Source organism: Cellulomonas sp. P24, assembly GCF_024704385.1.
Lineage (GTDB): Bacteria > Actinomycetota > Actinomycetes > Actinomycetales > Cellulomonadaceae > JAJDFX01.
Genome location: NZ_JAJDFX010000002.1, coordinates 1,532,250 through 1,554,787, shown reverse-complemented (window position 1 = coordinate 1,554,787; position 22,538 = coordinate 1,532,250). Strand labels below are relative to the sequence as shown.

Genomic DNA, 22,538 nt, shown 5'->3' with positions numbered 1-22,538 from the left:
CACAGCAGATGCCTCCCAAGACCCGTACCGCCGTGCGCAAGCCGCGCCGCAAGGAGAAGAAGAACGTCTCCCACGGCCAGGCGCACATCAAGAGCACGTTCAACAACACCATCGTGTCGATCACGGACCCGACCGGTGCCGTCATCGCCTGGGCCTCGTCGGGCCAGGTCGGCTTCAAGGGGTCGCGCAAGTCGACCCCGTTCGCCGCGCAGCTCGCCGCTGAGGCTGCAGCGCGCCGGGCACAGGAGCACGGCATGAAGAAGGTCGACGTCTTCGTCAAGGGCCCCGGCTCCGGCCGTGAGACCGCGATCCGGTCGCTTCAGGCGACCGGGCTCGAGGTCGGCTCGATCCAGGATGTCACGCCCCAGGCTCACAACGGGTGCCGTCCGCCCAAGCGTCGCCGCGTCTGACCCCACTCCCGCCGACCGCGCGCGTGCGTCGGTCGGTGCGACAGCAGCTTGACCGTGGTGCGGGTCCCAGGGATGTCCCGGGGACCCGCGTCACGGCACCTGTCCGGGTAGACCGAGACCCGGCTGGTCGTCAGATCTGCAGGGCGTCATATGGCGGACGCCCGCTGAAAGGAATCACACGTGCTCATCGCACAGCGCCCCACCCTGACCGAAGAGGTCATCTCGGAGTACCGGTCGCGGTTCTCCATCGAGCCGCTGGAGCCCGGCTTCGGCTACACCCTCGGGAACTCGCTGCGGCGCACGCTGCTGTCGTCGATCCCTGGTGCAGCGGTGACGTCGATCCGGATCGACGGTGTCCTCCACGAGTTCACCACGGTCCCGGGTGTCAAGGAGGATGTCACCGAGATCATCCTCAGCATCAAGAAGCTGGTCGTCTCCTCGGAGAACGACGAGCCGGTCGTCATGTACCTGCGCAAGCAGGGTGGCGGCGTGGTGACCGCCGCGGACATCGTCCCGCCGGCCGGCGTCGAGGTGCACAACCCCGAGCTCCACATCGCGACGCTCAACGACAAGGGCAAGCTCGAGATCGAGCTCACGGTCGAGCGTGGGCGCGGCTACGTGTCCGCCAACCAGAACAAGTCCTACGACGCCGAGATCGGTCGCGTGCCGATCGACTCGATCTACTCGCCGGTGCTCAAGGTGACGTACAAGGTCGAGGCGACGCGTGTCGAGCAGCGGACCGACTTCGACAAGCTGATCGTCGACGTCGAGACCAAGCCGGCGATCACCCCGCGGGACGCGCTCGCTTCGGCGGGCAAGACGCTCGTCGAGCTGTTCGGTCTGGCGCGCGAGCTCAACGTCGAGGCCGAGGGCATCGAGATCGGCCCGTCGCCGACGGACGCCGCTCTCGCCGCCGACCTCGCCCTGCCGATCGAGGACCTGCAGCTCACGATCCGGTCCTACAACTGCCTCAAGCGTGAGGGCATCCACAGCGTGGGTGAGCTCGTGGGTCGCAGCGAGGCCGACCTGCTGGACATCCGCAACTTCGGTGCGAAGTCCATCACCGAGGTCAAGGAGAAGCTGGCCGAGCTGGGCCTGTCGCTCAAGGACAGCCCGCTGGACTTCGACCCCACGGCGGCCGCCGGGTACTACGACGGCGACGAGGCCGAGCTGACCGAGGACGAGCAGTACTGACGCCGGGAACGCACGAGGGGCCTTCCGGGCCCGTCGTGCGACCCATCACTGGAACTGAGGAGTAAAGACCATGCCTACCCCCACCAAGGGTCCCCGGCTCGGTGGCGGACCGGCTCACGAGCGGATCATCCTGGCCAACCTGGTCACGAGCCTGTTCGAGCACGGCCGGATCACGACGACCGAGGCGAAGGCGAAGCGGATGCGTCCGCTCGCCGAGCGGATGATCACCTTCGCGAAGCGCGGTGACCTGCACGCTCGCCGCCGCGTTCTCACGACGGTCAAGAGCAAGGACGTCGTGTACCGCTTGTTCTCCGAGATCGCCCCCGCCGTCGCCGAGCGTCAGGGCGGCTACACGCGGATCACGAAGGTTGCGCCGCGCAAGGGCGACAACGCCCCCATGGCCGTGATCGAGCTCGTGCTCGAGCCGCTCAGCCCGAAGCAGGCCGTCGTCAAGGAGGCCGTGAAGGCCGCCAAGAAGGCAGCGGCGCCGAAGGCGACGAAGGTCGAGGAGACCCCTGTCGTCGAGGCTGTCGAGGAGGCTCCGGTCGAGGAGACCGCCGAGCAGCCGACCGAAGCGCCTGTCGACGAGACCGGCACCGAGCAGGCCGACGCCTGATCGGTTCCGCGCCGAGCGACCGACACTGACGGCCCGTCCCCCGACCACAGGTCGGAGGACGGGCCGTTCGGCGTTCTCCCGACAGGCGTCCCGCGCCGGAGACCCTCCCGCGTCGGGCGCGACGGTGCGCCCGCGCCCTCACGGCGTCCGCAGGCTCCAGGCGCGGACCCCACCGACGATGCCGGCCTGGTTGGGGACGACGACGACGTCGTCACCCAGGCGTTCGAGCACCTGCGGAGACACCCGCCTCGCGTTGCCGCCCCCGAGGTAGACGCGGTCCCACCAGAAGACCGGCCGCAACCCCTCGATCACGCGACGTACCCGCCGCGACCAGAGTGCGTCCCCGAGGCGTGCGCGCTCGAGCTGCCCGATGTACGAGTCGTAGCTGGTCCCGCGACGCACCGGTGCGTGGGACAGCTCGAGGTGCGGGGCGAGCGCGCCTCCGTCGAAGAGCGCGCTCCCCAGACCGGTCCCGAGAGTGAGCACGAGCTCGGTGCCTGTCCCGGAGATCACGCCGGCGCCGTGGACCTCGGCGTCGTTGAGCACGAGGGCAGCCATCCCGAGCGCGGCGGCGACGGCCGCCTGCATGTCGAAACCAGCCCAGGCCTCGACGAGCTCGGGATCGGACCGGGTGTGCGGGCCCGAGCGCATGACGTAGTGCGGGGTCGCGACGACGACGCCGTGACGGATCATCCCGGGCATCCCTACCGTGATGCGGTCGGCTGCCGGGAGGTCGGCGGCGATCTCCACGAGGGTCGCGACCAGGCGCTCCGGAGGCAAGGGGTACGGCGTCGGGACGCGTACCGCAGGTGCGTGCATCGTGCCGGCGGCATCCAGCACCGAGGCCTTGATCCCGCTGCCCCCGCAGTCGACTGCGAGTGTCCGCGGGCCTTGTCCGTCCATCCGTCCAGGCTAGCCGCCGCCCTCGGCCTCGCTCGAGGTACCTTCGGCATCTCAGCGCCCCTCGGGTAGAGTGCGGTCCGACCTGCTGCATGTGCGACCTGCATCGACCGGCCTCCGAGGACGGGATGAATCAGACGCTGCGACCACGCCACCGCTCGCCGACGACCAGAGCCGTGCGGATGGTCGCGCGGTCGTCGCGGGCCCACCCGGTCGTCGCCGTCGTCGCCGTCCTCTGTCTCGCCGTGACCGCGTGGTTCACCGTCGCGGACCAGCGCGCAGCGTCGGCCCAGGTACGGGAGGCCGACGCGCGCGTCGCGGCGGCGGACGCGGCCGGTGCCCGGTCCGCACGTGACGTCCTTGCCGGGCTCGTGGACACGGCGGACTCGCTGGTCGCGGCGACGGACACGGTCACGACGGCTGACGGCGAACGTCGGGCCGTGCAGGTCGCGCTCACGACCTCGCGGCCGATGCTCGCGGGCACGCCGACGCACGCCGACGTCGATCGCCTGACCTCCGCGGCCGAGGACCTTCGTGCGGCGATCGACGCGCTGCGACGCGCTCAGGCCGCGTGGCAGTCTGCTCGCGACGCCGACGCGGCGGCGACAGCCCGGGCCAGCGCAGCGGCCGAGGCAAGCGCCGCTGCCGTGGTGAGCGCAGCGGCTGAGGCCAGTGCCGCGGCTGAGGCGAGCGCGGCCGCCGAAGCCGCATCGGCCCAGCGTGCCGCGGCCGCCACCACCCCGGTCGCGGCGGCTGCGACGTACGACGGCTCGAACGGTCGCGTCGACCCCTCGCTGCTGTGCGACATCCCGTTCCTCAGCGATCACCAGGTCCTGTGCCGCGCGCTCCCGGACCTCGTCGCATTCTCCGACGCGTACCGCGCACAGTTCGGGATCCCGCTGCCGATCGATCCGTGGCCGGAGTCGTGCTACCGCTCCTACGACCAGCAGGTCGCGACCTTCGCGCGCTACGGGTCCCCGCGCGCGGCGATCCCGGGGACCTCCAACCACGGCTGGGGGAAGGCGATCGACATCGACGACGCCGTCGGGGCGGACGGGAACCCGCTCTACGGCTTCGGGACGCCAGGCTACGAGTGGATGGTGGCGAACGGACCGCGGTTCGGCTGGGCGGCACCGGAGTGGGCGCTGCAGAACGGCGGCAACCCGGAGCCGTGGCACTTCGAGTACGTCCGCTGATCGGGCTCGGTGACGCCGGCGCCGCCGCGACCGGTTGAGCGGTCCGCTCGCGACGGGCCGTGGCGCGCACGACCGGCACCCTGGTGCGTCGTGCGGGGCCTGACGACGTGGTGCGGGTCTGGCGTTGTCGTTCGACGTCTGACGTCGTGGCGGGAGCCGGTCCGGTGCCCGTCGAGGCGGTGCCGATCGGTACCGTTGCCTGCGTGATCCGGATCCGCCTCGACCTCTCCTACGACGGCACCGACTTCGCCGGCTGGGCCCGGCAGCCGGGACGCCGGACCGTTCAGGGCGTCGTCGAGGATGCGCTCGCTCTGGTGCTGCGGACGGCGCGTCCCGGTCTGCCGACGCCGCGCCTGACCGTGGCGGGGCGAACCGACGCCGGTGTGCATGCCCGCGGTCAGGTGGCCCATGTCGACGTCGACGACGGCCTCTGGGAGGCGGTGCGCGGACGGTCGGATCGCAGCCCGCAGGATGCGCTGGTGGCACGGCTCGCCGGCGTGCTGCCGACGGACGTCGTCGTGCACCGCGCAGCACCGGCACCGGAAGGGTTCGACGCGCGTTTCTCGGCGTTGCGCCGGAGGTACGTGTACCGCGTCTCCGACGACCCGGTGACCCGCGACCCGCTCCGGCGGTCCCACGTGCTGTGGCACCGTCGTGCGCTCGACGTCGTGGCGATGCAGGAGGGAGCCCGCACCCTCGTCGGACGTCACGACTTCGCGGCCTTCTGCAAGCCGCGCGAGGGGGCGACGACCATCCGGACGCTCGAGGTCCTCGACTGGGAGCGGCCGTCCACCGGCCCGGATGCCGCCCTGGTGGTGGCGCACGTGCAGGCGGACGCGTTCTGCCACAGCATGGTGCGGGCGCTCGTCGGCGCGAGTCTCGCCGTGGGGGAGGGCCGACGTTCGACCGGGTGGCTCGCAGAGCTGCTGAGCGGGCGGCTACGTGACCCCGCCGGAGCCGTCGTGCCGGCCAACGGGCTGACGCTCGAGGAGGTCACCTACCCGCCGGACGAGCAGCTCGCGTCCCGCGCGGAGCAGACGCGCGCGATCCGGTCCCACGACGAGGTCGACGTCCTGCGGGTTCCAGGCGCGGGCGGCGCGGGCTGCTGATCAGGGCGGGCGCCGATCGAGCGCGGGTGCCGTCGTCCCGTCAGGGTTCCTCGATGACGTGCACCGCGGCCTCCTCGGCGCTCGCTGCGCCGCCGTCGATGCCCACGTCGTGCGCGATCGTGTCGTTGCCGGACTCGCCGTCGATCGCGAACTCGTCCGCCATGAGACGCCCGGAGCGGAGCTTGTCCGGGCGCGGGCGCCGGACCGGTGCCCAGATCTCCGGTTCTTCCTCGGCGAGGCGCTGGTCGAGCGGCTCGCGATGGTGCTGCTCCCACGCGGTCTCGCCGTAGTGGTTCGACCGTGGTCGCTCCGGGGGCGAGTACCCCTCGTCGAGGAGGTCGTCGACGCCTCGGTCCTCGAGGGTGTCCTCCAGCGAGAGCTGGTCGGACTCGCCCTCGGACCCGAGGGCCGGGTCGGTGTTCGTCGAAGGCGTGTCGTCGTTCATGGCTCCAACGTCTCACCGCCGGGTGCGTCACGCCAGTGGTCGCGAGCCATCGGCGGGGTGAAGACGCCCGTCCGCCGACAAAACGATTCGTCCTCCGACGGGGCACCCGCGACACTGGTCACGTGGGCCACGTCGACATCAGCGCAGTCAGCTACTTCCTGCCCGACGGGCGACCGCTGCTCGACGAGGTCGACCTCCGGGTCGCCGACGGCGCGAAGGTGGCACTCGTCGGGCCGAACGGCGCGGGAAAGACGACGCTGCTGCGCATCGTCGCCGGCGACGAGAAGCCGCACGGCGGGACGGTCGCCCGGAGCGGTGGGCTCGGGATCATGCGGCAGTTCGTCGGCCGGATCGACGACGACCGATCGATCCGGGACCTCCTCGCTTCCCTCGCCCCGGCGGCGATCCGTGACGCGGCTGCCGAGCTGGTCGCCGCGGAGGAGGCGATCATGACGGTCGACGACGAGCCGTCGCAGATGAGGTACGCGACGGCTCTCGTGGACTGGGCGGACGTCGGCGGCTACGAGGCAGAGGCGGGCTGGGACCAGGTCACGGACTCGGTGCTGTCGATCCCGTTCGAGAAGGCGCAGTGGCGCGCGGTGCGCACGCTCTCGGGTGGTGAGCAGAAGCGACTCGTCCTCGAGGCGCTGCTGCGCGGCCCGGAGGAGGTGCTGCTCCTCGACGAGCCGGACAACTACCTGGACGTCCCGACCAAGCGCTGGCTGGAGACCCAGCTCGCAGCGTCGACGAAGACGGTGCTGTACGTCAGCCACGACCGCGAGCTGCTGTCGCGTACCGCGACCCAGGTGGCCAGCCTGGAGCCGACGGCGTCGGGCAGCACGGTCTGGGTGCACGGAGGCGGGTTCGCGACGTTCGGTGCGGCGCGCGACGACCGGCGTTCGCGGCTCGAGGAGCTCACCCGGCGCTGGGAGGAGGAGCACACCAAGCTGAAGGACCTCGTCTTCACCCTCAAGAACAAGGCGGCGTTCAACGACGGCCTGGCCTCCCGCTACCAGGCGGCACAGACCCGGCTGCGCAAGTTCGAGGAGGCGGGGCCGCCGCAGGTCATGGCGCGTGAGCAGAACGTGCGCGTGCGGCTGACCGGCGGGCGGACGGCCAAGCGTGCCGTCGTGGCGACCGCCCTCGAGCTCACCGGCCTGATGAAGCCGTTCGACCTCGAGGTGTGGTTCGGTGAGCGCGTCGCGGTGCTCGGGTCGAACGGCTCGGGCAAGTCGCACTTCCTGCGACTGCTGGCGGGTGGGGGATCGGACCCGGGGCCGGACCACGAGCCCGCGGACGACGTCGTCGTCGCCCCGGTGCGGCACGACGGCCGTGTGGTGCTCGGGTCGCGGGTGCGGCCGGGCTGGTTCGCGCAGAACCACTCGCACCCCGAGCTGACGGGACGCACGCTCCTGGAGATCCTGCACCGCGGCACCGGCCATCGCGCCGGGCTCGGGAGGGAGCAGGCCAGCAAGGCCCTCGACCGGTACGAGCTCGTCGCCGCGGCCGAGCAGCAGTACGAGACGCTCTCGGGGGGCCAGCAGGCGCGGCTGCAGATCCTGCTGCTCGAGCTCGGCGGCGCGACGCTGCTGCTCCTCGACGAGCCCACCGACAACCTCGACCTGCACTCGGCCGAGGCTCTCGAGGCCGGTCTCGCGGCCTTCGAGGGGACGGTGCTGGCGGTGACGCACGATCGGTGGTTCGCGCGCGGGTTCGACCGGTTCTTGGTGTTCGGGGCGGACGGCGAGGTCGTCGAGACCCCGGAAGCGGTCTGGGACTCGGCCCGCGTGCACCGCGCGCGCTGACCCCGCCCGCCCGCTCGCGCGCGCGCCCGCCCGCTCGCCCGGCGGTCGGTCGGCGGTCGGTCGAGTGGAGCGTTCTGCCACGACACGCCCGCGTGTCCGTGGCAGAACGCTCCACTCGACGCGGGGTGGGTCCGGGGGTGACGAGGGTCAGGCGACGAGCGTGACGGCCAGCGTGAGCATGACGGCGGCCACTCCGTAGTCGAGCACCTGCCACGAGCGTGGCCGCGCGAAGAGCGGGCGCAGACGTCGCGCACCGAACCCCAGGCCGGTGAACCAGACCACGCTGGCGGCCGCTGCCCCTGCGCCGAAGGCCCACCGGCCCGGGTCCCCGTGCTGACTCGCGAGGCTCCCCAGCAGCACCACCGTGTCCAGGTACACGTGCGGGTTGAGGAACGTGAAGCCGAGACAGGCGACAAGGACCCCGAGGTGCGTCGCGGGTGCGTCGTCCGCCGGGACCAGGCGCCCAGGACGTCGGGCCCTGCGGAGCGCCAGGACGCCGAACGCGGCCAGGAAGGCGGCGCCCCCGAACCGTGCCACGGTGAGAGCAGCCGGGTGTGCGGTGATCGCCGCCCCGAGCCCGACGATGCCCGCCGTCACCAGGACGGCGTCGGCGAGTGCGCACACCGTGACGACCGTGAGGACGAACTCCCGGCGGATCCCCTGCCGCAGCACGAAGGCGTTCTGGGCGCCGATCGCGACGATCAGCGAGAGCCCGGTGAGGAAGCCCTGGACGGCGATGGTCATCGAGCCGGGCCCGGCACGGGCGCGCACGACGGATCACGTTGCAGGGGCGCGGCGGCGGGGTGCCGACGGGTGGTGGGAGCGGACATGGGCCGACCGTAGGCGTCCGCCCAGGTTCACACCAGTTCATGTTTCTGACGGTCCATTAGCATCTCTGATGATGAGGTTCGACGGTGCGCAGCTCGACGCCCTGGCCGCCGTGGTCGAGGAGGGCACCTTCGACGCGGCCGCGCGACGACTGCACGTGACACCGTCCGCGGTGAGCCAGCGCGTCAAGGCGCTCGAGCAGCACGTCGGCCAGGTGCTGGTCCGCCGGTCCCGTCCGTGCCGCGCGACGGAGGCGGGGAACGTGCTCGTCCGTCTGGCCGGCCAGCTCGCACTGCTCGAGGGCGAGTCGTTCCGCGACGTGCGCCGCACGGGTGCCCTCGGCCCAGACGGTGCCGATGACCCGGGCGTGGTCCGGATGGCGGTCGCCGTCAACGCGGACTCGCTCTCGACCTGGTTCCCCGATGCGCTGATCGGGCTCCCGGAGGGGGTACGACTCGACCTGCACCGTGAGGACCAGGACCACTCCGCGGAGCTCCTCCGGGACGGCACCGTCATGGCTGCGGTGACCGCGGACGCGCACGCGGTCCAGGGGTGTCGCGCGCGACCGTTGGGTGCGATGCGGTATCTCGCCGTCGCCTCACCCGCCTACGTCGACCGATGGCTCGCCGACGGGCTGGGTGCACTCGATCGTGCGCCGCTCCTGACGTTCAACCGCAAGGACGCGCTCCAGGAGACGTTCCTGCGCACGCACGGCCCGGGCAGAGGAGAACCTCCGGTCCACTACGTGCCGTCGTCGTCGGCCTTCGTGGACCTGGTCCGCCACGGGCTCGGTTGGGGGATGGTCCCGGACCTCGCCGCCGGCGCGCTGCTCGCGGCGGGTACGCTCGTGGAGCTCGCACCGGGTCACCACCTCGACGTCTCGCTGCACTGGCAGCACTGGCGGCTCCGCACCCCCGCGCTCGACGACCTGACCGAGCGCGTCGTCGGAGCCGCGAGCCGCGCGTTGCACCAGGGGGCCGAGCCTCGGATGCCGCCGACCGGAGCGGCTGAGCGCGAGGGGCGGGGCGGTCCGGGCGCATCGTTTTGACCCGTCAGTACCCCGGCGGCTACTGTGATGTGTCGTTGTGCGTCCTCCTGAGGACCGGTGCTCCCACTCGCCGGGTCCCAAGACGATGCGACGACAGCACTCATCGGCGCTCCCGCCCTATGCGGGTGCTCGCCGTGAACACACCCAGCTCCACGAAACGAAGGCTTACGACCGTGCGCACGTACACCCCGAAGCCCGGCGACGTCGAGCGGACCTGGTACGTCATCGACGCTACTGATGTCGTCCTGGGCCGTCTGGCCACCCACGTGGCCACGTTGCTGCGCGGCAAGCACAAGGCCACCTATGCCCCGCACGTCGACAACGGTGACTTCGTCATCGTCATCAACGCGGGCAAGGTCGCACTGACCGGCAACAAGCGCGAGAACAAGCTCGCGTACCGCCACTCGGGCTACCCGGGCGGTCTTCGCTCGGTCGCCTACTCGGAGCTGCTCGAGACCCGGCCTGAGCGGGCTGTGGAGAAGGCCGTCCGCGGCATGCTCCCGAAGAACTCGCTCTCGCGCTCGCAGCTGGGGAAGCTCAAGGTCTACGCCGGACCGGAGCACCCGCACGCGGCGCAGCAGCCGCAGCCCTTCGAGATCACCCAGGTTGCGCAGTAGGCCTCGGCCCGCTGCGAGCAGTCACGACACAGGACGCGAGGACACCACCAGTGGCCGAGACCACGGTCGACATCGACCTTGAGGGCGACGACACGCCCAGCACGTACACCACCGAGACCGTCGCCCCCACGGGCCGCGGTCAGAGCATCACGGCTCCGGGGCAGGCCCTGGGGCGCCGCAAGGAAGCGATCGCCCGCGTGCGGCTCGTCCCCGGCACCGGCCAGTGGAAGATCAACGGCCGTACCATCGAGGACTACTTCCCGAACAAGGTGCACCAGCAGCTGGTCAACTCTCCGCTGAAGCTCGTCGACGTCGAGGGCCGCTTCGACGTGATCGCCCGCATCACCGGCGGCGGCGTGACCGGCCAGGCCGGCGCCCTGCGCCTCGGTATCGCCCGCGCGCTGAACGCGATCGACGCCGAGCACAACCGCGCGGCGCTCAAGAAGGCCGGGTTCCTCACGCGCGACGCCCGAGTGGTCGAGCGCAAGAAGGCCGGTCTCAAGAAGGCCCGCAAGGCCCCGCAGTACTCCAAGCGCTGACCAGTCGTCGCGCGACGATGGCCCCGATGGACGACCATCGGGGCCATCGGCCTCTCCTGACGACCGTGCACCTCGCGGCCGTCACCCGGTGGTCGCGGCATCGTCCGAGGCCGGAAGACGACGAAGGAGTCAGCTGATGGCCCGACTGTTCGGTACCGATGGCGTCCGCGGTGTGGCCAACCGCGATCTCACCGCTGAGCTCGCGCTCGACCTCTCCGTCGCGGCGGCCCATGTGCTCGCGACGATCGGCGCCTTCGACGGCCGTCGTCCGCGGGCCGTCATCGGACGCGACCCTCGTATCTCGGGGGAGTTCCTCACGGCTGCGACCGCGGCCGGCCTGGCCAGCGCGGGCGTCGACGTGCTGAACGTCGGAGTCCTGCCGACCCCTGCGGTCGCGTTCCTCACCGGGAGCCTCGGTGTCGACCTGGGTGTGATGATCTCGGCGTCGCACAACCCGATGCCGGACAACGGCATCAAGTTCTTCACCCGCGGTGGGCACAAGCTCGACGACGACGTCGAGGATGCGATCGAGGCACGGCTGCGCGAGCCGTGGGAACGTCCGACCGGGGCGGACGTCGGCCGTATCCAGCTCGACACCGGGACCGCCGGCGAGACGTACATCGACCACCTCGTGTCGACGGTCGGCGCGCCGCTGGCCGGTCTGCGGATCGCAGTCGACTGTGCGAACGGCGCCGCGAGCGAGGTCGGGCCGGCCGCCCTGCGTCGTGCGGGCGCCGACGTCGTCGTCATCAACGCGTCACCGGACGGACGCAACATCAACGACGCGTGCGGGAGCACCCACCCGGAGCAGCTCCAGGCGGTCGTCGTCGCCTCCGGTGCCGACCTCGGGGTCGCGTTCGACGGTGACGCCGATCGTTGCCTCGCGGTGGACCACACCGGGGCTCTCGTGGACGGTGACCAGATCATGGGCATCATCGCGGTGGCGCTGCACGAGCGGGGCGAGCTCGCCCACGACACGCTCGTCGCGACCGTCATGAGCAACCTCGGGCTGAAGCTCGCGATGGCGGACGCGGGCATCACGGTCCTGGAGACCGGCGTCGGCGACCGCTACGTGCTCGAGGAGATGCGCACGGGCGGCTACTCCCTCGGTGGCGAGCAGTCGGGTCACATCATCCTCGGCGACCATGCGACCACGGGCGACGGAGTGCTCTCTGCCCTGCAGCTCGCGCACCGGGTCGTCTCGACGGGCCGGTCGCTCGCCGACCTCGCACGGTTCGTCACCCGGCTGCCGCAGGTCCTCGTGAACGTGCGTGGCGTCGACAAGGCGCGCGCGGGGTCGGACGTCGCCCTGCTGGCGGCCGTCGAGGAGGCGCAGGCGGAGCTCGGGAGCCGGGGTCGGGTGCTGCTGCGACCGTCCGGGACGGAGCCGGTCGTCCGGGTCATGGTCGAGGCAGCGGAGCTGGACCACGCCGAGCTCATCGCCGCGTCGCTCGCGGACGTGGTCCGCGAGCGTCTGGTGCTGTGACCGGACCGGTGCAGATCCCGTCCGCACTCGGGCCGGTACCCCGTGGTGTGCGTGACCAGGTGAGGCGGGTCCTCGACGGGCCGACGCCCGCGCCGATCGTCCAGGCGGGCCACCCGGTGCTGCGTGCGGTCGCGGTGCAGTTCGACGGGCAGCTCTCCGAGGCCGAGCTCGATGCACTGATCGACGTCATGAGGGTCACGATGCGCGACGCTCCCGGCGTCGGTCTCGCGGCGCCGCAGATCGGCATCTCGCTCGCGCTCGCGGTCGTGGAGGACCCCGGCCCGCTGGACCCGGACCTCGCAGTGGCGCGGGAGCGAGAGCCGCTGGCGTTCCGGGTTCTCGTGAACCCTCGCTACGAGGCGGTCGGCACCGATCGGGCGGCGTTCTACGAGGGGTGTCTGAGCGTCCATGGGTGGAGTGCGGTGACGGTGCGTCATCGCTCGGTGCGGCTCACGGCCACGGACGAACGTGGCGTGCCGGTGGACGAGGTGCTCACGGGCTGGCAGGCGAGGATCATCCAGCACGAGACCGACCATCTGAACGGGCGGCTCTACGTCGACGCCGCCGAGCTGCGCTCGCTGGCGGCCACCGACGGCATGGCAGCCGTCTGGGCCTCCGAGCCCCACCCCCGCACCGCAGCCCAGGTTCTCGGCTTCCCGCTCCCCTGACCCCACCCCGACCCGCCCCGCCCCCTCGCCGAGATCGCACACCCGCGCCGAGATCGGGGGTCCCTCCGTGCGATCTCGGCGCGGAGGTGCGATCTCGGCGGCCTGGCCCGGGCTGGGCTGGTCCGGCCCGGGTGGGATGACGGGGGCGGGGGTGGGGTCCGTCTGCAGGAGGATGACTGGTGGGGGAGGGTCGGTGAAGATCAGGGGGATCACCGATGGCAGCCCGTGTGGCGCTCGGTAGCCTGAGATCACGGCACGGACCTTCGTCCGTTGCCTCGACGACATCGACGCCCCGGAGCTGATGAGACGTGCTGGAGAACGCCGCCCTCGCTCTCACGGCCACCCCGTGGGTCTACCTCCTGCTGTTCGCGCTCGCGGTCGTGGACGGGTTCTTCCCCCGGTTCCCAGCGAGACCGTCCTGATCGCGCTGGCGGCGACGTCGGTCACGCTCGGTTCCCCGAACCTCGTGCTCGTGCTCCTGGCCGGCGCTGCCGGTGCGTTCGTCGGTGACCAGGTCGCCTACTGGATCGGCAGCCGTGTGAACGTCCGCCGGGTGCGGTTCCTGCAGGGGAGACGAGCGCAGCGCACCCTCGACGCCGCGGCGCGGACCCTCGACGACCGAGGTGGTGCGTTCATCATCGCGGCGCGGTACATCCCCGTCGGGCGGGTCGCCGTCAACATGATGGCCGGCACGGTCGGCTACCCGCGTCGTCGCTTCGTCCCGCTGACCGTGATCGCAGCGGTGACCTGGACCGTGTACTCGGCCCTGATCGGGATCGGCGCCGGTGCGGCGCTCGCCGCCAACCCGCTGCTGGCGGTGGTCGTGGGCGTGGTCGGTGGCGTCCTGCTCGGTGTGCTGGTCGACCGCACGATCCACGTCATCGTCCAGCGTCGCGAGGCGACCGCAGCCGCGCTCCGGGTGCACGCCGAGGCGTCAGAGCTTGCGCAGCCTCACGCGCTGCACGCTATGGTCCGCCCCCTTGGTGAGGACCAAGGTCGCCCGTGACCGCGTCGGCAGGATGTTCTGGATGAGGTTCGGCTCGTTGATCGAGTCCCAGATCTGCTCGGCCTTGTCGATCGACTCGGTGTCGGTGAGCGACGCGTAGCGCCGGAAGTACGACTCAGGTTGCGTGAACGCCGTCCGGCGCAGCGACAGGAACCGGTCCACGTACCACTGGCGGACATCGGCCGTCCGGGCGTCGACGTAGATGCTGAAGTCGAAGAAGTCGCTGACGGCAAGGCTCGACGCGCCCTCGGAGGCGGGCCGGGCCGGCTGGAGCACGTTCAAGCCCTCGACGATCAGGATGTCGGGGCGGCGGACGACCACCTCGGCGCCGGGGACGATGTCGTACGTGAGATGGCTGTAGACCGGTGCGCGGACCTCCGAACGACCGGCCTTGACCTTCGACACGAACCGGACGAGGGCACGACGGTCGTACGACTCGGGGAACCCCTTGCGGTCCATCAGGCCGCGCCGTTCGAGCTCCTTGTTGGGGTACAGGAAGCCGTCGGTGGTGACGAGCTCGACGTGCGGGGTCTGCGGCCAGCGGGCCATCAGCTCGCGCAGCAGGCGCGCGGTCGTCGACTTGCCCACCGCCACCGAACCGGCGACACCGATGACGAACGGGGTGCGGCCCGGGTCCTCGCGGAGGAACGTGCTCGAGGCCTCGTGGAGCTGACGGGTCGCCGACACGTACAGGTCGAGCAGCCGAGAGATCGGTCGGAAGATCGCGTCGACCTCCGCGAGGTCGATCGGGTCGCCCAGTCCGCGCAGCCGACTGACGTCCGCGACGGTGAGCGGCAGGGGTGTCGACGCCGAGAGCCGCGTCCACGCCTCGCGATCGAGCTCGACGTACGGCGTCGACGGCGTGGGCTCGGCTGGCACCCGTCGATTGTGCCTGATCCGGGGCGGTCGACGGGACGCGTGGCCGAGCGACGACCGCGAGGGTGTCGACGGACGGTCATGATCGAACCGACCGGGCGTGCAGAACCCGCTGGGTAGACTCCAGGCCATGTGCGGAATCGTGGGGTACGTCGGACGACAGCAGCCCAACGGCAAGCCCCTCGAGGTCGTGATGGAGGGGTTGCGCCGCCTCGAGTACCGGGGCTACGACTCGGCCGGGGTCGCGCTCGTCGGCCGTGACGGGGTCCTGGTCACGGCCAAGAAAGCCGGCAAGCTCGTCAACCTCGCGGACGAGCTCGACGCCCGGCCGCTGCCGGGGGCGACGGCGGCGATCGGCCACACCCGGTGGGCGACCCACGGCGCCCCGACCGACGTGAACGCGCACCCGCACGTCGCGGGCAAGATCGCCGTCATCCACAACGGCATCGTGGAGAACTTCGCGGTCCTCAAGGCCGAGCTCCTCGCCGACGGGGCGACGTTCCTCTCGGAGACGGACACCGAGGTCGTCGCGCAGCTCCTCGCGCGCGCCTACGCGCGCCTCGGCGACCTCTCCGAGGCCATGTGCGCCGTCGCGCAGCGCCTCGAGGGCACGTTCACGCTCCTGGCGGTGCACGCGGACGTCCCCGACGTGGTCGTGGGTGCCCGGCACGACTCCCCGCTGGTCGTCGGCCTGGGTGACGGCGAGAACTTCATGGGCTCCGACGTCGCCGCGTTCATCGCCCACACGCGACGTGCCCTGGAGCTCGGCCAGGACCAGGTCGTCACCCTCACGCCCGACTCGGTCACCGTCACGGACTTCACCGGCGCGCCCGCGCAGGGGCGTGCCTTCACGGTCGACTGGGACGCGGCGGCGGCCGAGAAGGGCGGCTACCGCTCCTTCATGGACAAGGAGATCGACGACCAGCCGCAGGCGGTCGCCGACACGCTGCTCGGCCGGACCGGCCTCGACGGCGCGCTGGTGCTGGACGAGGTGCGCATCGACGAGTCGCTCCTGCGGAGCATCGACAAGATCGTCGTGATCGCCTGCGGCACCGCGGCCTACGCCGGCCACGTCGCCAAATACGCGATCGAGCACTGGTGCCGCATCCCGGTCGAGGTCGAGCTCGCCCACGAGTTCCGGTACCGGGACCCCGTCGTGAACGAGAAGACGCTCGTGGTCGCGATCTCGCAGTCGGGCGAGACGATGGACACGCTGATGGCCGTGCGGCACGCGCGCGAGCAGGGCTCGAAGGTCCTCGCGATCGTCAACACGCACGGCTCGACGATCCCGCGCGAGTCCGACGCCGTTCTCTACACGCATGCCGGCCCGGAGATCGCGGTCGCCTCGACCAAGGCGTTCCTCTCCCAGATCACCGCCGCGTACCTGCTCGGGCTGTACCTCGCCCAGCTCCGGGGCAACAAGTTCCCCGACGAGATCGCCGAGCTCCTCGGGCAGCTCCGCGCGATGCCCGCGAAGATCCAGACGGTGCTCGACGGGGCGGAGCACGTGCGCGAGGTGGCCCGGTCGATGCGGGACACGCCGTCGGTCCTGTTCCTCGGGCGGCACGTCGGGTTCCCGGTCGCGCTCGAGGGGGCGCTCAAGCTCAAGGAGCTCGCGTACATCCACGCCGAGGGCTTCGCGGCGGGGGAGCTCAAGCACGGCCCGATCGCGCTCATCGAGGAGGGACAGGCGGTGTTCGTCATCGTGCCGTCCCCCCGCGGCCGCGACTCGCTGCACTCGAAGGTGATCTCGAACATCCAGGAGATCCGCGCCCGCGGTGCGCACACGCTGGTCATCGCCGAGGAGGGGGACGACGCGGTCCTGCCGTTCGCCGACGAGGTGTTCCGCATCCCGCAGTGCCCGACGCTGATGTCGCCCCTGCTGGCCGTGGTCCCGCTCCAGCTGTTCGCGTGCGAGCTCGCGACGGCCAAGGGGCTGGACGTCGACCAGCCGCGCAACCTGGCCAAGTCCGTCACGGTCGAGTGAGAGCGCGCGCGTGATCGTCGGTGTGGGGATCGACGTCGTCGACGTCGCGCGGTTCGCCGCCACGCTCGAACGTGTCCCGGGCCTCGTCGTCCGCCTGTTCACCCCGGCAGAGCGGGGGCTCCCGCCGGTCTCGCTCGCCGCGCGGTTCGCCGCGAAGGAGGCCGTCGCCAAGGCGCTCGGTGCACCGGCCGGGCTGAGCTGGCAGGACGCGACCGTGCGGCGGGTCGCGGGTGCGCAACCGGTCGTGGAGATGACCGGGACGGTGGCCGCCCGCGCCGCCGAGCTCGGGGTCACGCGTCTGCACCTGTCGATCTCGCACGATGCCGGGATCGCCTCGGCGATGGTCGTCGCCGAGGGGTGACCGCCCCGCCCGGTCCGGCGGCAGGAGTGCGCCGCAGGGACCGGGCAGGACGGTCCTGGTCAGCGCAGCGCGGGAACGACCTGCTGCTCGAACAGCTCGATCCCGGAGCGGTCGTAGGCGGCCTCGGCGAAGTACGTGATCGCATAGGTCATGCCGGCGGCCTCGAGGGTACGCAGCGTCTCCACGATCTGCTCGGGGGTGCCGACGAGCGGACCCTTGCGGAAGTCCTCGAGCACGTCGTCGGCCTTGGCCGGGACGGTGCGGCGGTAGTGGTCGCCGATCCACGCGAGACGATCGGCGACGTCGGCCTCGGTCTCGCCGATCACCACGTTGTAGTTGGCGGACCGGGTGATCTCGTCCATGTCGCGCCCGAGGTCGGCGCAGTGGCCCGCGAGGACCTGCGACTTGTGCGTGAAGCCGTCGATCGTCCCGTCGAAGTTGGTGTACCGCGCGTACTGCGCGGCGATGCGCAGGGTCTTGCGCTCGCCGCCTCCGGCGATCCAGAGCGGCGGACCGTCGACCTGCAGCGGGAGCGGGGAGAGCTGGGCGCCGGCCACCTGGTAGTGCGTGCCGTCGAGCGTGGCCGTCCCACCGCTCCACATCTGCTGGAAGATCTGCACGCCCTCCTCGAGCGCCGCGATGCGCTCACCTGCGCGCGGGAAGCCGTAGCCGTACGCGCGCCACTCGTGCTCGTACCAGCCGGCCCCGATGCCCATCTCGACACGACCCCCGCTGATGATGTCCGCGGTGGCCGCGACCTTCGCGAGGTACGCCGGGTTGCGGTACGACATGCACGTGCACATCTGGCCGAGGCGGACCCGGCTGGTGCTGGCGGCGTAGGCCGAGATGAGGCTCCAGGCCTCGTGGGTCGCCTCGCCGTTGGGCTCGGGGACCGCATGGAAGTGGTCGTACACCCAGATCGACTCCCAGGTGTCGCCGTCGTCGGCGTGCTGGGCGAGACCGTGCATGACGGCCCAGTGGTCCTTGGCGTCGATGCCCGTGAGGTCCTGACGCCAGCCTTGAGGGATGAAGAGTCCGAATCGCATGGTCCGAACCTAGCGGTGCCGGCTGAACGGAGCATGATGGCGGGTGTGATCCTCGGTTACGACGCGCAGCAGATCCGGACCGCCGAGGAGCCGCTGCTCGCGGCCGGACCCGAGGGCGAGCTCATGCATCGCGCGGCGTTCGGCCTCGCCGGTGAGGTGGTCCGGGAGCTCGTCCGTCGCCGTGGCCGGGTGTGTGGCGCGTCGGTGGTCGGCCTGGTCGGCTCGGGCAACAACGGCGGCGACACCCTGCACGCCCTGGCGATGCTCGCCGACCGCGGGGTCCGGGCGCTCGCGGTGCTCACGACCGCGCGGGTCCACCCGGCCGGTCTCGCCGCGGTCCGGAGGTCGTCCGCGCGGGTGGTCACGGTCGACGGGACCGATGACGTGCTCGACCGGGCGTGGCTTGGTGACGTCGTCGCGGAGGCGTGCACGGCCGACGTCGTGCTGGACGGCCTGCTCGGCATCGGGGCGCACGGTGCGGTGCGCGGGGTCGGCGGGGAGCTCGTGCGGCTGCTCGGTGAGCTCCTCACGGACGACGTCCTGGGCTCGACGGGTGCGGACCGCCCGTGCGTCGTCGCCGTCGACGTCCCGAGCGGTGTCGGGGTCGACGACGGCACCCTGCCCCGGGGGACGGGCTCGCCGGGCGCGGGCGTGGGCGCGGGTACGGACCGGACCGGGGACGTCGGCGCTGCCGCCGACGGCTCGGGCGAGTACGTGCTGCCGGCGGACGTCACAGTCACGTTCGGGGCCGCCAAGCCGTGCCTCCTGCTCCCGCCGGCCGCAGCCGCCGCGGGACGTGTCGAGACCGTCGACATCGGGCTCCGCCCCGGGCTCGGCGTCCCGGCCGTCGTGCGGCTCGAGCCCGCGGACGTCGCGGCGCTGTGGCCCGTGCCGGGGCCTGCCGCCCACAAGTACACGCGTGGGGTCCTCGGCCTCGTCGCCGGGACGGCCGCGTATCCCGGAGCGGCGGTCCTCGCCGCGAGCGGTGCGGTGCTCGCCGGCGTCGGGATGGTCCGGTACCTCGGGCCCGACGTCGCGGCACGGGCCGTCCTCGCGGCGCGACCCGAGGTGGTGGTCGGCGACGGCCGTGTGCAGGCCTGGGCCATCGGCTCGGGGGTGGACCCGACGCGTGTGCCCGCGGCGGACCCGACGGCCGAGCAGGTCGAACGTCTGCGCCGGGTGCTCGCCCGGGCGGTCGCACACTCGGTGCCGACCGTCGCGGACGCGGGTGCGCTGGCGCTGCTGCCGGAACGGCTGCCGCCGTGGGTCGTCGTGACGCCGCACGCCGGTGAGCTGGCCCGGCTGCTCACGGCACGGCTGGGCCTGACACGGCCGGGCACGGTCGGCGCCGAGGTTGAGGCCCACAGCGCAGGACGGGACAGTGCCCGACGGGACAGTGCCCGACGGGACAGTGCCCGACGGGACAGTGCCGAGCCCCACGTCGCCGGACGGGGGCCGGGCGGTGACGGTCCTGACGGGTCGATCACGCGCGCCCAGGTCGAGGCCGAACCGCTCCGGTGGGCCCGGCTCGCGCACGAGCTGACCGGGGCGACCGTGCTGCTGAAGGGCGAGGTCACGGTCGTGGTCGGTCCGCACGGCGCCGTCTACGCGCAGGCGGACGGCCCGGCCTGGCTCGCGACGGCAGGGGCGGGCGACGTGCTCACCGGTGTGCTGGGAGCGCTGCTCGCATCGCGTGCGACGGACGTGGTCGAGGACCCGACGCTCGCTGCGGCACTCGCGGCGGCAGCGGCTCTCGTCCACGGCCGAGCGGCGCACCTCGCCAACCCGGGCGGCCCGGTGTCCGCTCTTGCGGTCGCTGCCGCGGTCCCGGCGACCGTCGCGGGTCTCCTGACGTGACGTCGGCCCAACCGGTGGAGCTCGACGTCGACGTCCGGCCCGGAGGTCCCCTTCCGCAGGCGCTCGCCGCGAGAGCGCGCCGACTTCTCGAGCGCGCGGCACCGTCCGGTGGTCCTGCGGTGCTGGGCATCGTCGGCGCACCGGGTGTCGGCAAGTCGACCCTTGCCGCGCAGGTGGTCACTGCGTTCTCGGAAGCTGCCGGGGACCAGGGTGTGCGCGCCGCAGCGGCGGCCGGTGACCGGGGCGCACACGACGCAGCGGAGGCCGGTGGGCCGGTCGCGCTGCTGCCGATGGACGGCTTCCACCTGGCGAACAGCCGGCTCGAGCATCTCGGTCGGCGTGACCGGAAGGGCGCGCCGGACACGTTCGACGCGACCGGGTACGCGGTGCTGCTCCGTCGCCTCGGCGAACCCGGGCGCGGCGTCGTGCACGCCCCGGAGTACCGCCGGGAGATCGAGGAGGCGGTGGCCGGGGCGATCGCGATCGGTCCCCAGGTGCGCCTGGTCGTCACCGAGGGCAACTACCTGCTGCTCGACGACGGCCCGTGGGCCCCGGTCGCCGGTCTGCTGACGGAGTCGTGGTTCCTGACGGCCGATCCCGCGGTGCGGCTCGAACGGCTCGTGGAGCGGCACGTCCGGTTCGGCAAGGCACCGGAGGCGGCCCGGGCGTGGGCGACCGGCCCGGACGAGCGGAACGCGCGGCTGATCGCCGGCACCGCTCCGCTCGCGGACGTGGTCGTGCACCTCGTCGAGGGCTCGCACGATGGGAGACTGACCCCGTGACCTCCACCTCGGCACGCGTCGTCGTCGACCTCGCGGCCATCCGAGACAACGTCCGCTCGCTCGTGTCGCACGCCCGCACGGCGCAGGTCATGGCCGTCGTGAAGGCCGACGCCTACGGCCACGGGCTCGTCCCTGCGGCCCGCGCCGCCGTCCAGGGTGGCGCGACCTGGCTCGGGACGGCCCAGGTCCACGAGGCGCTCGAGCTGCGCCGGGCCGGCCTCGGCGGACGCATCCTGACCTGGTTGTACACGCCGGACGCCCCGCTCGACGCGGTCCTCGAGGCGGACGTCGACGTGTCCGTCGCGGCGCCGTGGGCGCTGGCCGCGGTGCGGGCGGCCGCGCGTCGGACGGGGCGGACCGCGCGGGTCCACCTGAAGGTCGACACCGGGCTCGGGCGCAACGGGCTGACCCCGGCGCAGCTCCCGGAGTTGCTCGGCTCCGTACTGGCGGCCGAGGCCGAGGGGACCGTCGACGTCGTCGGGGTGTGGTCGCACTTCGCGTTCGCGGACGAGCCGACGCACCCGACGGTGCTCGCACAGGCCACGGTCTTCCGGGAGATGGTGGCGCTCGTCGAGTCGCAGGGGGTGGCGCTCGAGGTCCGGCACCTGGCCAACTCGGCGGCGACCTTGACGAACGCGGACGTGCACTTCGACCTCGTGCGACCGGGGCTCGCGGTGTACGGGCTCTCACCGGTCCCGCAGCTCGGGGGGCCCGAGGCGTTCGGACTGCGCCCGGCGATGACGGTCGACGCCGGTCTGGCGACCGTGAAGCCGATCGGTGCGGGTCACGGTGTCTCGTACGCGCACGCCTACACGACGACGGAGGACACCGTGCTCGGCGTCGTGCCGATGGGCTACGCCGACGGTGTCCCGCGGCACGCGTCCGGTGGGTCCGGGCAGCCCGGTGGCCCGGTGCTGGTCGGCGGTCGGCGCCTCACCGTCGCGGGTCGGGTGTGCATGGACCAGTTCGTGCTCGATCTCGGCCCGGGTGCGCGGGAGGTCGCGGGCGACCGGGTCGAGCTGTTCGGCACGGGTGCGGACGGCGGTCCGACCGCGGAGGACTGGGCGCGTGCGGCCGGCACGATCAGCTATGAGATCGTCACGCGGATGGCACCGCGGATCCCCCGCACCTACCTGCACGAGGAAGAGGCATGAACGAGACGCTGGTCCACCTTCCCGACGCACGTGCGACGCGGGCCTACGGGGAAGCGCTCGCGGCGTTGCTGCGCGCGGGTGACCTCGTCGTCCTGAGCGGTGACCTGGGCGCGGGCAAGACGACCTTGACCCAGGGCATCGGTGCGGGGCTGGGCATCCGCGGCCAGGTCGCGTCGCCGACGTTCATCATCGCGCGGGTGCACCCGTCGACCACGGGCGGACCCGCGCTGGTGCACGTCGATGCCTACCGGCTCGGCTCGTTCGACGAGCTCGAGGCGCTGGACCTCGACACGAGCCTCGACGAGTCGGTCACGGTCGTCGAGTGGGGCGAGGGGCTCGTCGAGGGACTGGCGGAGGACCGCCTGGAGATCACGATCGTGCGGCCGCACGGGGTGGGTCGCGCGGCGGGCGACACGGCGAACGGCGGAGCGGAGGACAGGGCGGACGAGGCGATCGGTGGCGATGACACTCCTGGCGGCGACGCACGGGACGCCGACGCGCTGGACGACGACCCGCTGGACGACGGCTCGCGCGGGATGCGTACGGTGACCGTTCGCGCCGTCGGACCGCGCTGGGCGGGCATCACGTTCCCGGTCGTAGGCTGACGC

The 22,538-nt window shown here is 72.2% G+C and carries 23 protein-coding genes; 18 read left to right on the top strand and 5 right to left on the bottom strand.

The genetic code is table 11. The features are described 5' to 3' along the window. Positions 1-8: 8 nt before the first annotated feature. From rpsK to rplQ, 3 genes are all read left to right on the top strand, one after another. A complete protein-coding gene (gene rpsK, locus LJB74_RS07225; RefSeq protein WP_066582357.1) occupies positions 9-410 on the top strand; it encodes a 30S ribosomal protein S11 in 402 nt (133 codons plus the stop codon). A 180-nt stretch (positions 411-590) separates the two neighbouring features. After that, positions 591-1,604, top strand: a complete 1,014-nt coding sequence (locus tag LJB74_RS07220; protein ID WP_259307896.1) for a DNA-directed RNA polymerase subunit alpha — start codon at positions 591-593, stop codon at positions 1,602-1,604. A gap of 70 nt (positions 1,605-1,674) precedes the next feature. Beyond that, complete coding sequence (gene rplQ / locus LJB74_RS07215) at positions 1,675-2,220, top strand: 50S ribosomal protein L17 (protein WP_259307895.1); 546 nt, start codon at positions 1,675-1,677, stop codon at positions 2,218-2,220. Between the two features lie 138 nt (positions 2,221-2,358). Here the strand turns inward: rplQ and LJB74_RS07210 are convergent, their stop codons facing one another. After that, positions 2,359-3,123: an ROK family protein gene (locus tag LJB74_RS07210; protein WP_259307894.1), complete on the bottom strand. Its 765-nt coding sequence runs from the start codon at positions 3,121-3,123 to the stop codon at positions 2,359-2,361. A gap of 125 nt (positions 3,124-3,248) precedes the next feature. Here LJB74_RS07210 and LJB74_RS07205 point away from each other — a divergent pair, with 125 nt between their 5' ends. Together LJB74_RS07205 and truA are read left to right on the top strand one after the other, a co-directional pair. Then, positions 3,249-4,316 carry a D-alanyl-D-alanine carboxypeptidase family protein gene (locus LJB74_RS07205; protein WP_259307893.1) on the top strand — a complete coding sequence of 356 codons (1,068 nt, stop codon included), beginning with the start codon at positions 3,249-3,251 and terminating at the stop codon, positions 4,314-4,316. A gap of 203 nt (positions 4,317-4,519) precedes the next feature. Then, a complete protein-coding gene (gene truA / locus LJB74_RS07200) occupies positions 4,520-5,425 on the top strand; it encodes a tRNA pseudouridine(38-40) synthase TruA (protein ID WP_259307892.1) in 906 nt (301 codons plus the stop codon). Between the two features lie 40 nt (positions 5,426-5,465). Here the strand turns inward: truA and LJB74_RS07195 are convergent, their stop codons facing one another. Next, a complete protein-coding gene (locus LJB74_RS07195; RefSeq protein ID WP_259307891.1) occupies positions 5,466-5,870 on the bottom strand; it encodes a DUF5709 domain-containing protein in 405 nt (134 codons plus the stop codon). 122 nt (positions 5,871-5,992) lie between these two features. On the opposite strand from LJB74_RS07195, the gene LJB74_RS07190 reads away from it, so the two are divergent. Then, positions 5,993-7,675 carry an ATP-binding cassette domain-containing protein gene (locus LJB74_RS07190; RefSeq protein ID WP_259307890.1) on the top strand — a complete coding sequence of 561 codons (1,683 nt, stop codon included), beginning with the start codon at positions 5,993-5,995 and terminating at the stop codon, positions 7,673-7,675. A 147-nt stretch (positions 7,676-7,822) separates the two neighbouring features. Here the strand turns inward: LJB74_RS07190 and lysE are convergent, their stop codons facing one another. Then, positions 7,823-8,419 (bottom strand): L-lysine exporter, encoded by a 597-nt coding sequence (lysE, locus tag LJB74_RS07185; RefSeq protein WP_259310304.1) that lies wholly within the window; start codon positions 8,417-8,419, stop codon positions 7,823-7,825. A gap of 157 nt (positions 8,420-8,576) precedes the next feature. Here lysE and LJB74_RS07180 point away from each other — a divergent pair, with 157 nt between their 5' ends. From LJB74_RS07180 to LJB74_RS07155, 6 genes are all read left to right on the top strand, one after another. Continuing rightward, complete coding sequence (locus LJB74_RS07180) at positions 8,577-9,551, top strand: LysR family transcriptional regulator ArgP (RefSeq protein WP_259307889.1); 975 nt, start codon at positions 8,577-8,579, stop codon at positions 9,549-9,551. A gap of 173 nt (positions 9,552-9,724) precedes the next feature. Continuing rightward, positions 9,725-10,168 (top strand): 50S ribosomal protein L13, encoded by a 444-nt coding sequence (rplM, locus tag LJB74_RS07175; protein WP_259307888.1) that lies wholly within the window; start codon positions 9,725-9,727, stop codon positions 10,166-10,168. A gap of 50 nt (positions 10,169-10,218) precedes the next feature. Beyond that, positions 10,219-10,707, top strand: coding sequence for a 30S ribosomal protein S9 (rpsI, locus tag LJB74_RS07170; RefSeq protein ID WP_259307887.1), 489 nt, complete (start codon positions 10,219-10,221; stop codon positions 10,705-10,707). Between the two features lie 136 nt (positions 10,708-10,843). Beyond that, entirely contained in the window at positions 10,844-12,193 is a 1,350-nt protein-coding gene (gene glmM, locus LJB74_RS07165) for a phosphoglucosamine mutase (RefSeq protein WP_259307886.1), read from the top strand. Beyond that, a complete protein-coding gene (locus tag LJB74_RS07160; protein ID WP_259307885.1) occupies positions 12,190-12,861 on the top strand; it encodes a peptide deformylase in 672 nt (223 codons plus the stop codon). The genes glmM and LJB74_RS07160 overlap by 4 nt, the downstream gene beginning before the upstream one ends. Before the next feature lie 418 nt (positions 12,862-13,279). Then, positions 13,280-13,867, top strand: a complete 588-nt coding sequence (locus LJB74_RS07155; protein WP_259310303.1) for a DedA family protein — start codon at positions 13,280-13,282, stop codon at positions 13,865-13,867. Here the strand turns inward: LJB74_RS07155 and coaA are convergent. Further along, positions 13,796-14,746, bottom strand: a complete 951-nt coding sequence (gene coaA / locus LJB74_RS07150) for a type I pantothenate kinase (protein ID WP_259307884.1) — start codon at positions 14,744-14,746, stop codon at positions 13,796-13,798. The genes LJB74_RS07155 and coaA overlap by 72 nt on opposite strands. Before the next feature lie 127 nt (positions 14,747-14,873). Between coaA and glmS the strand changes: the two genes are divergently transcribed. Beyond that, a complete protein-coding gene (gene glmS / locus LJB74_RS07145; RefSeq protein ID WP_259307883.1) occupies positions 14,874-16,730 on the top strand; it encodes a glutamine--fructose-6-phosphate transaminase (isomerizing) in 1,857 nt (618 codons plus the stop codon). Positions 16,731-16,740: 10 nt separating this feature from the next. Next, positions 16,741-17,091, top strand: a complete 351-nt coding sequence (locus LJB74_RS07140; protein WP_259307882.1) for a holo-ACP synthase — start codon at positions 16,741-16,743, stop codon at positions 17,089-17,091. Positions 17,092-17,150: 59 nt separating this feature from the next. Here LJB74_RS07140 and LJB74_RS07135 read toward each other — a convergent pair whose 3' ends face one another. After that, entirely contained in the window at positions 17,151-18,137 is a 987-nt protein-coding gene (locus LJB74_RS07135) for an LLM class F420-dependent oxidoreductase (protein WP_259307881.1), read from the bottom strand. A 45-nt stretch (positions 18,138-18,182) separates the two neighbouring features. On the opposite strand from LJB74_RS07135, the gene LJB74_RS07130 reads away from it, so the two are divergent. From LJB74_RS07130 to tsaE, 4 genes are read left to right on the top strand one after another with little or no spacing between them, the layout of a single operon-like run. Further along, entirely contained in the window at positions 18,183-19,994 is a 1,812-nt protein-coding gene (locus tag LJB74_RS07130; RefSeq protein WP_396125132.1) for a bifunctional ADP-dependent NAD(P)H-hydrate dehydratase/NAD(P)H-hydrate epimerase, read from the top strand. Continuing rightward, positions 19,991-20,776 (top strand): nucleoside/nucleotide kinase family protein, encoded by a 786-nt coding sequence (locus tag LJB74_RS07125; RefSeq protein ID WP_259307879.1) that lies wholly within the window; start codon positions 19,991-19,993, stop codon positions 20,774-20,776. The genes LJB74_RS07130 and LJB74_RS07125 overlap by 4 nt, the downstream gene beginning before the upstream one ends. Then, positions 20,773-21,930: an alanine racemase gene (gene alr, locus LJB74_RS07120; protein ID WP_259307878.1), complete on the top strand. Its 1,158-nt coding sequence runs from the start codon at positions 20,773-20,775 to the stop codon at positions 21,928-21,930. The genes LJB74_RS07125 and alr overlap by 4 nt, the downstream gene beginning before the upstream one ends. Then, on the top strand, positions 21,927-22,535 hold the full coding sequence (gene tsaE, locus LJB74_RS07115) for a tRNA (adenosine(37)-N6)-threonylcarbamoyltransferase complex ATPase subunit type 1 TsaE (RefSeq protein ID WP_259307877.1): 609 nt from the start codon (positions 21,927-21,929) through the stop codon (positions 22,533-22,535). The genes alr and tsaE overlap by 4 nt, the downstream gene beginning before the upstream one ends. Positions 22,536-22,538 lie beyond the last annotated feature (3 nt).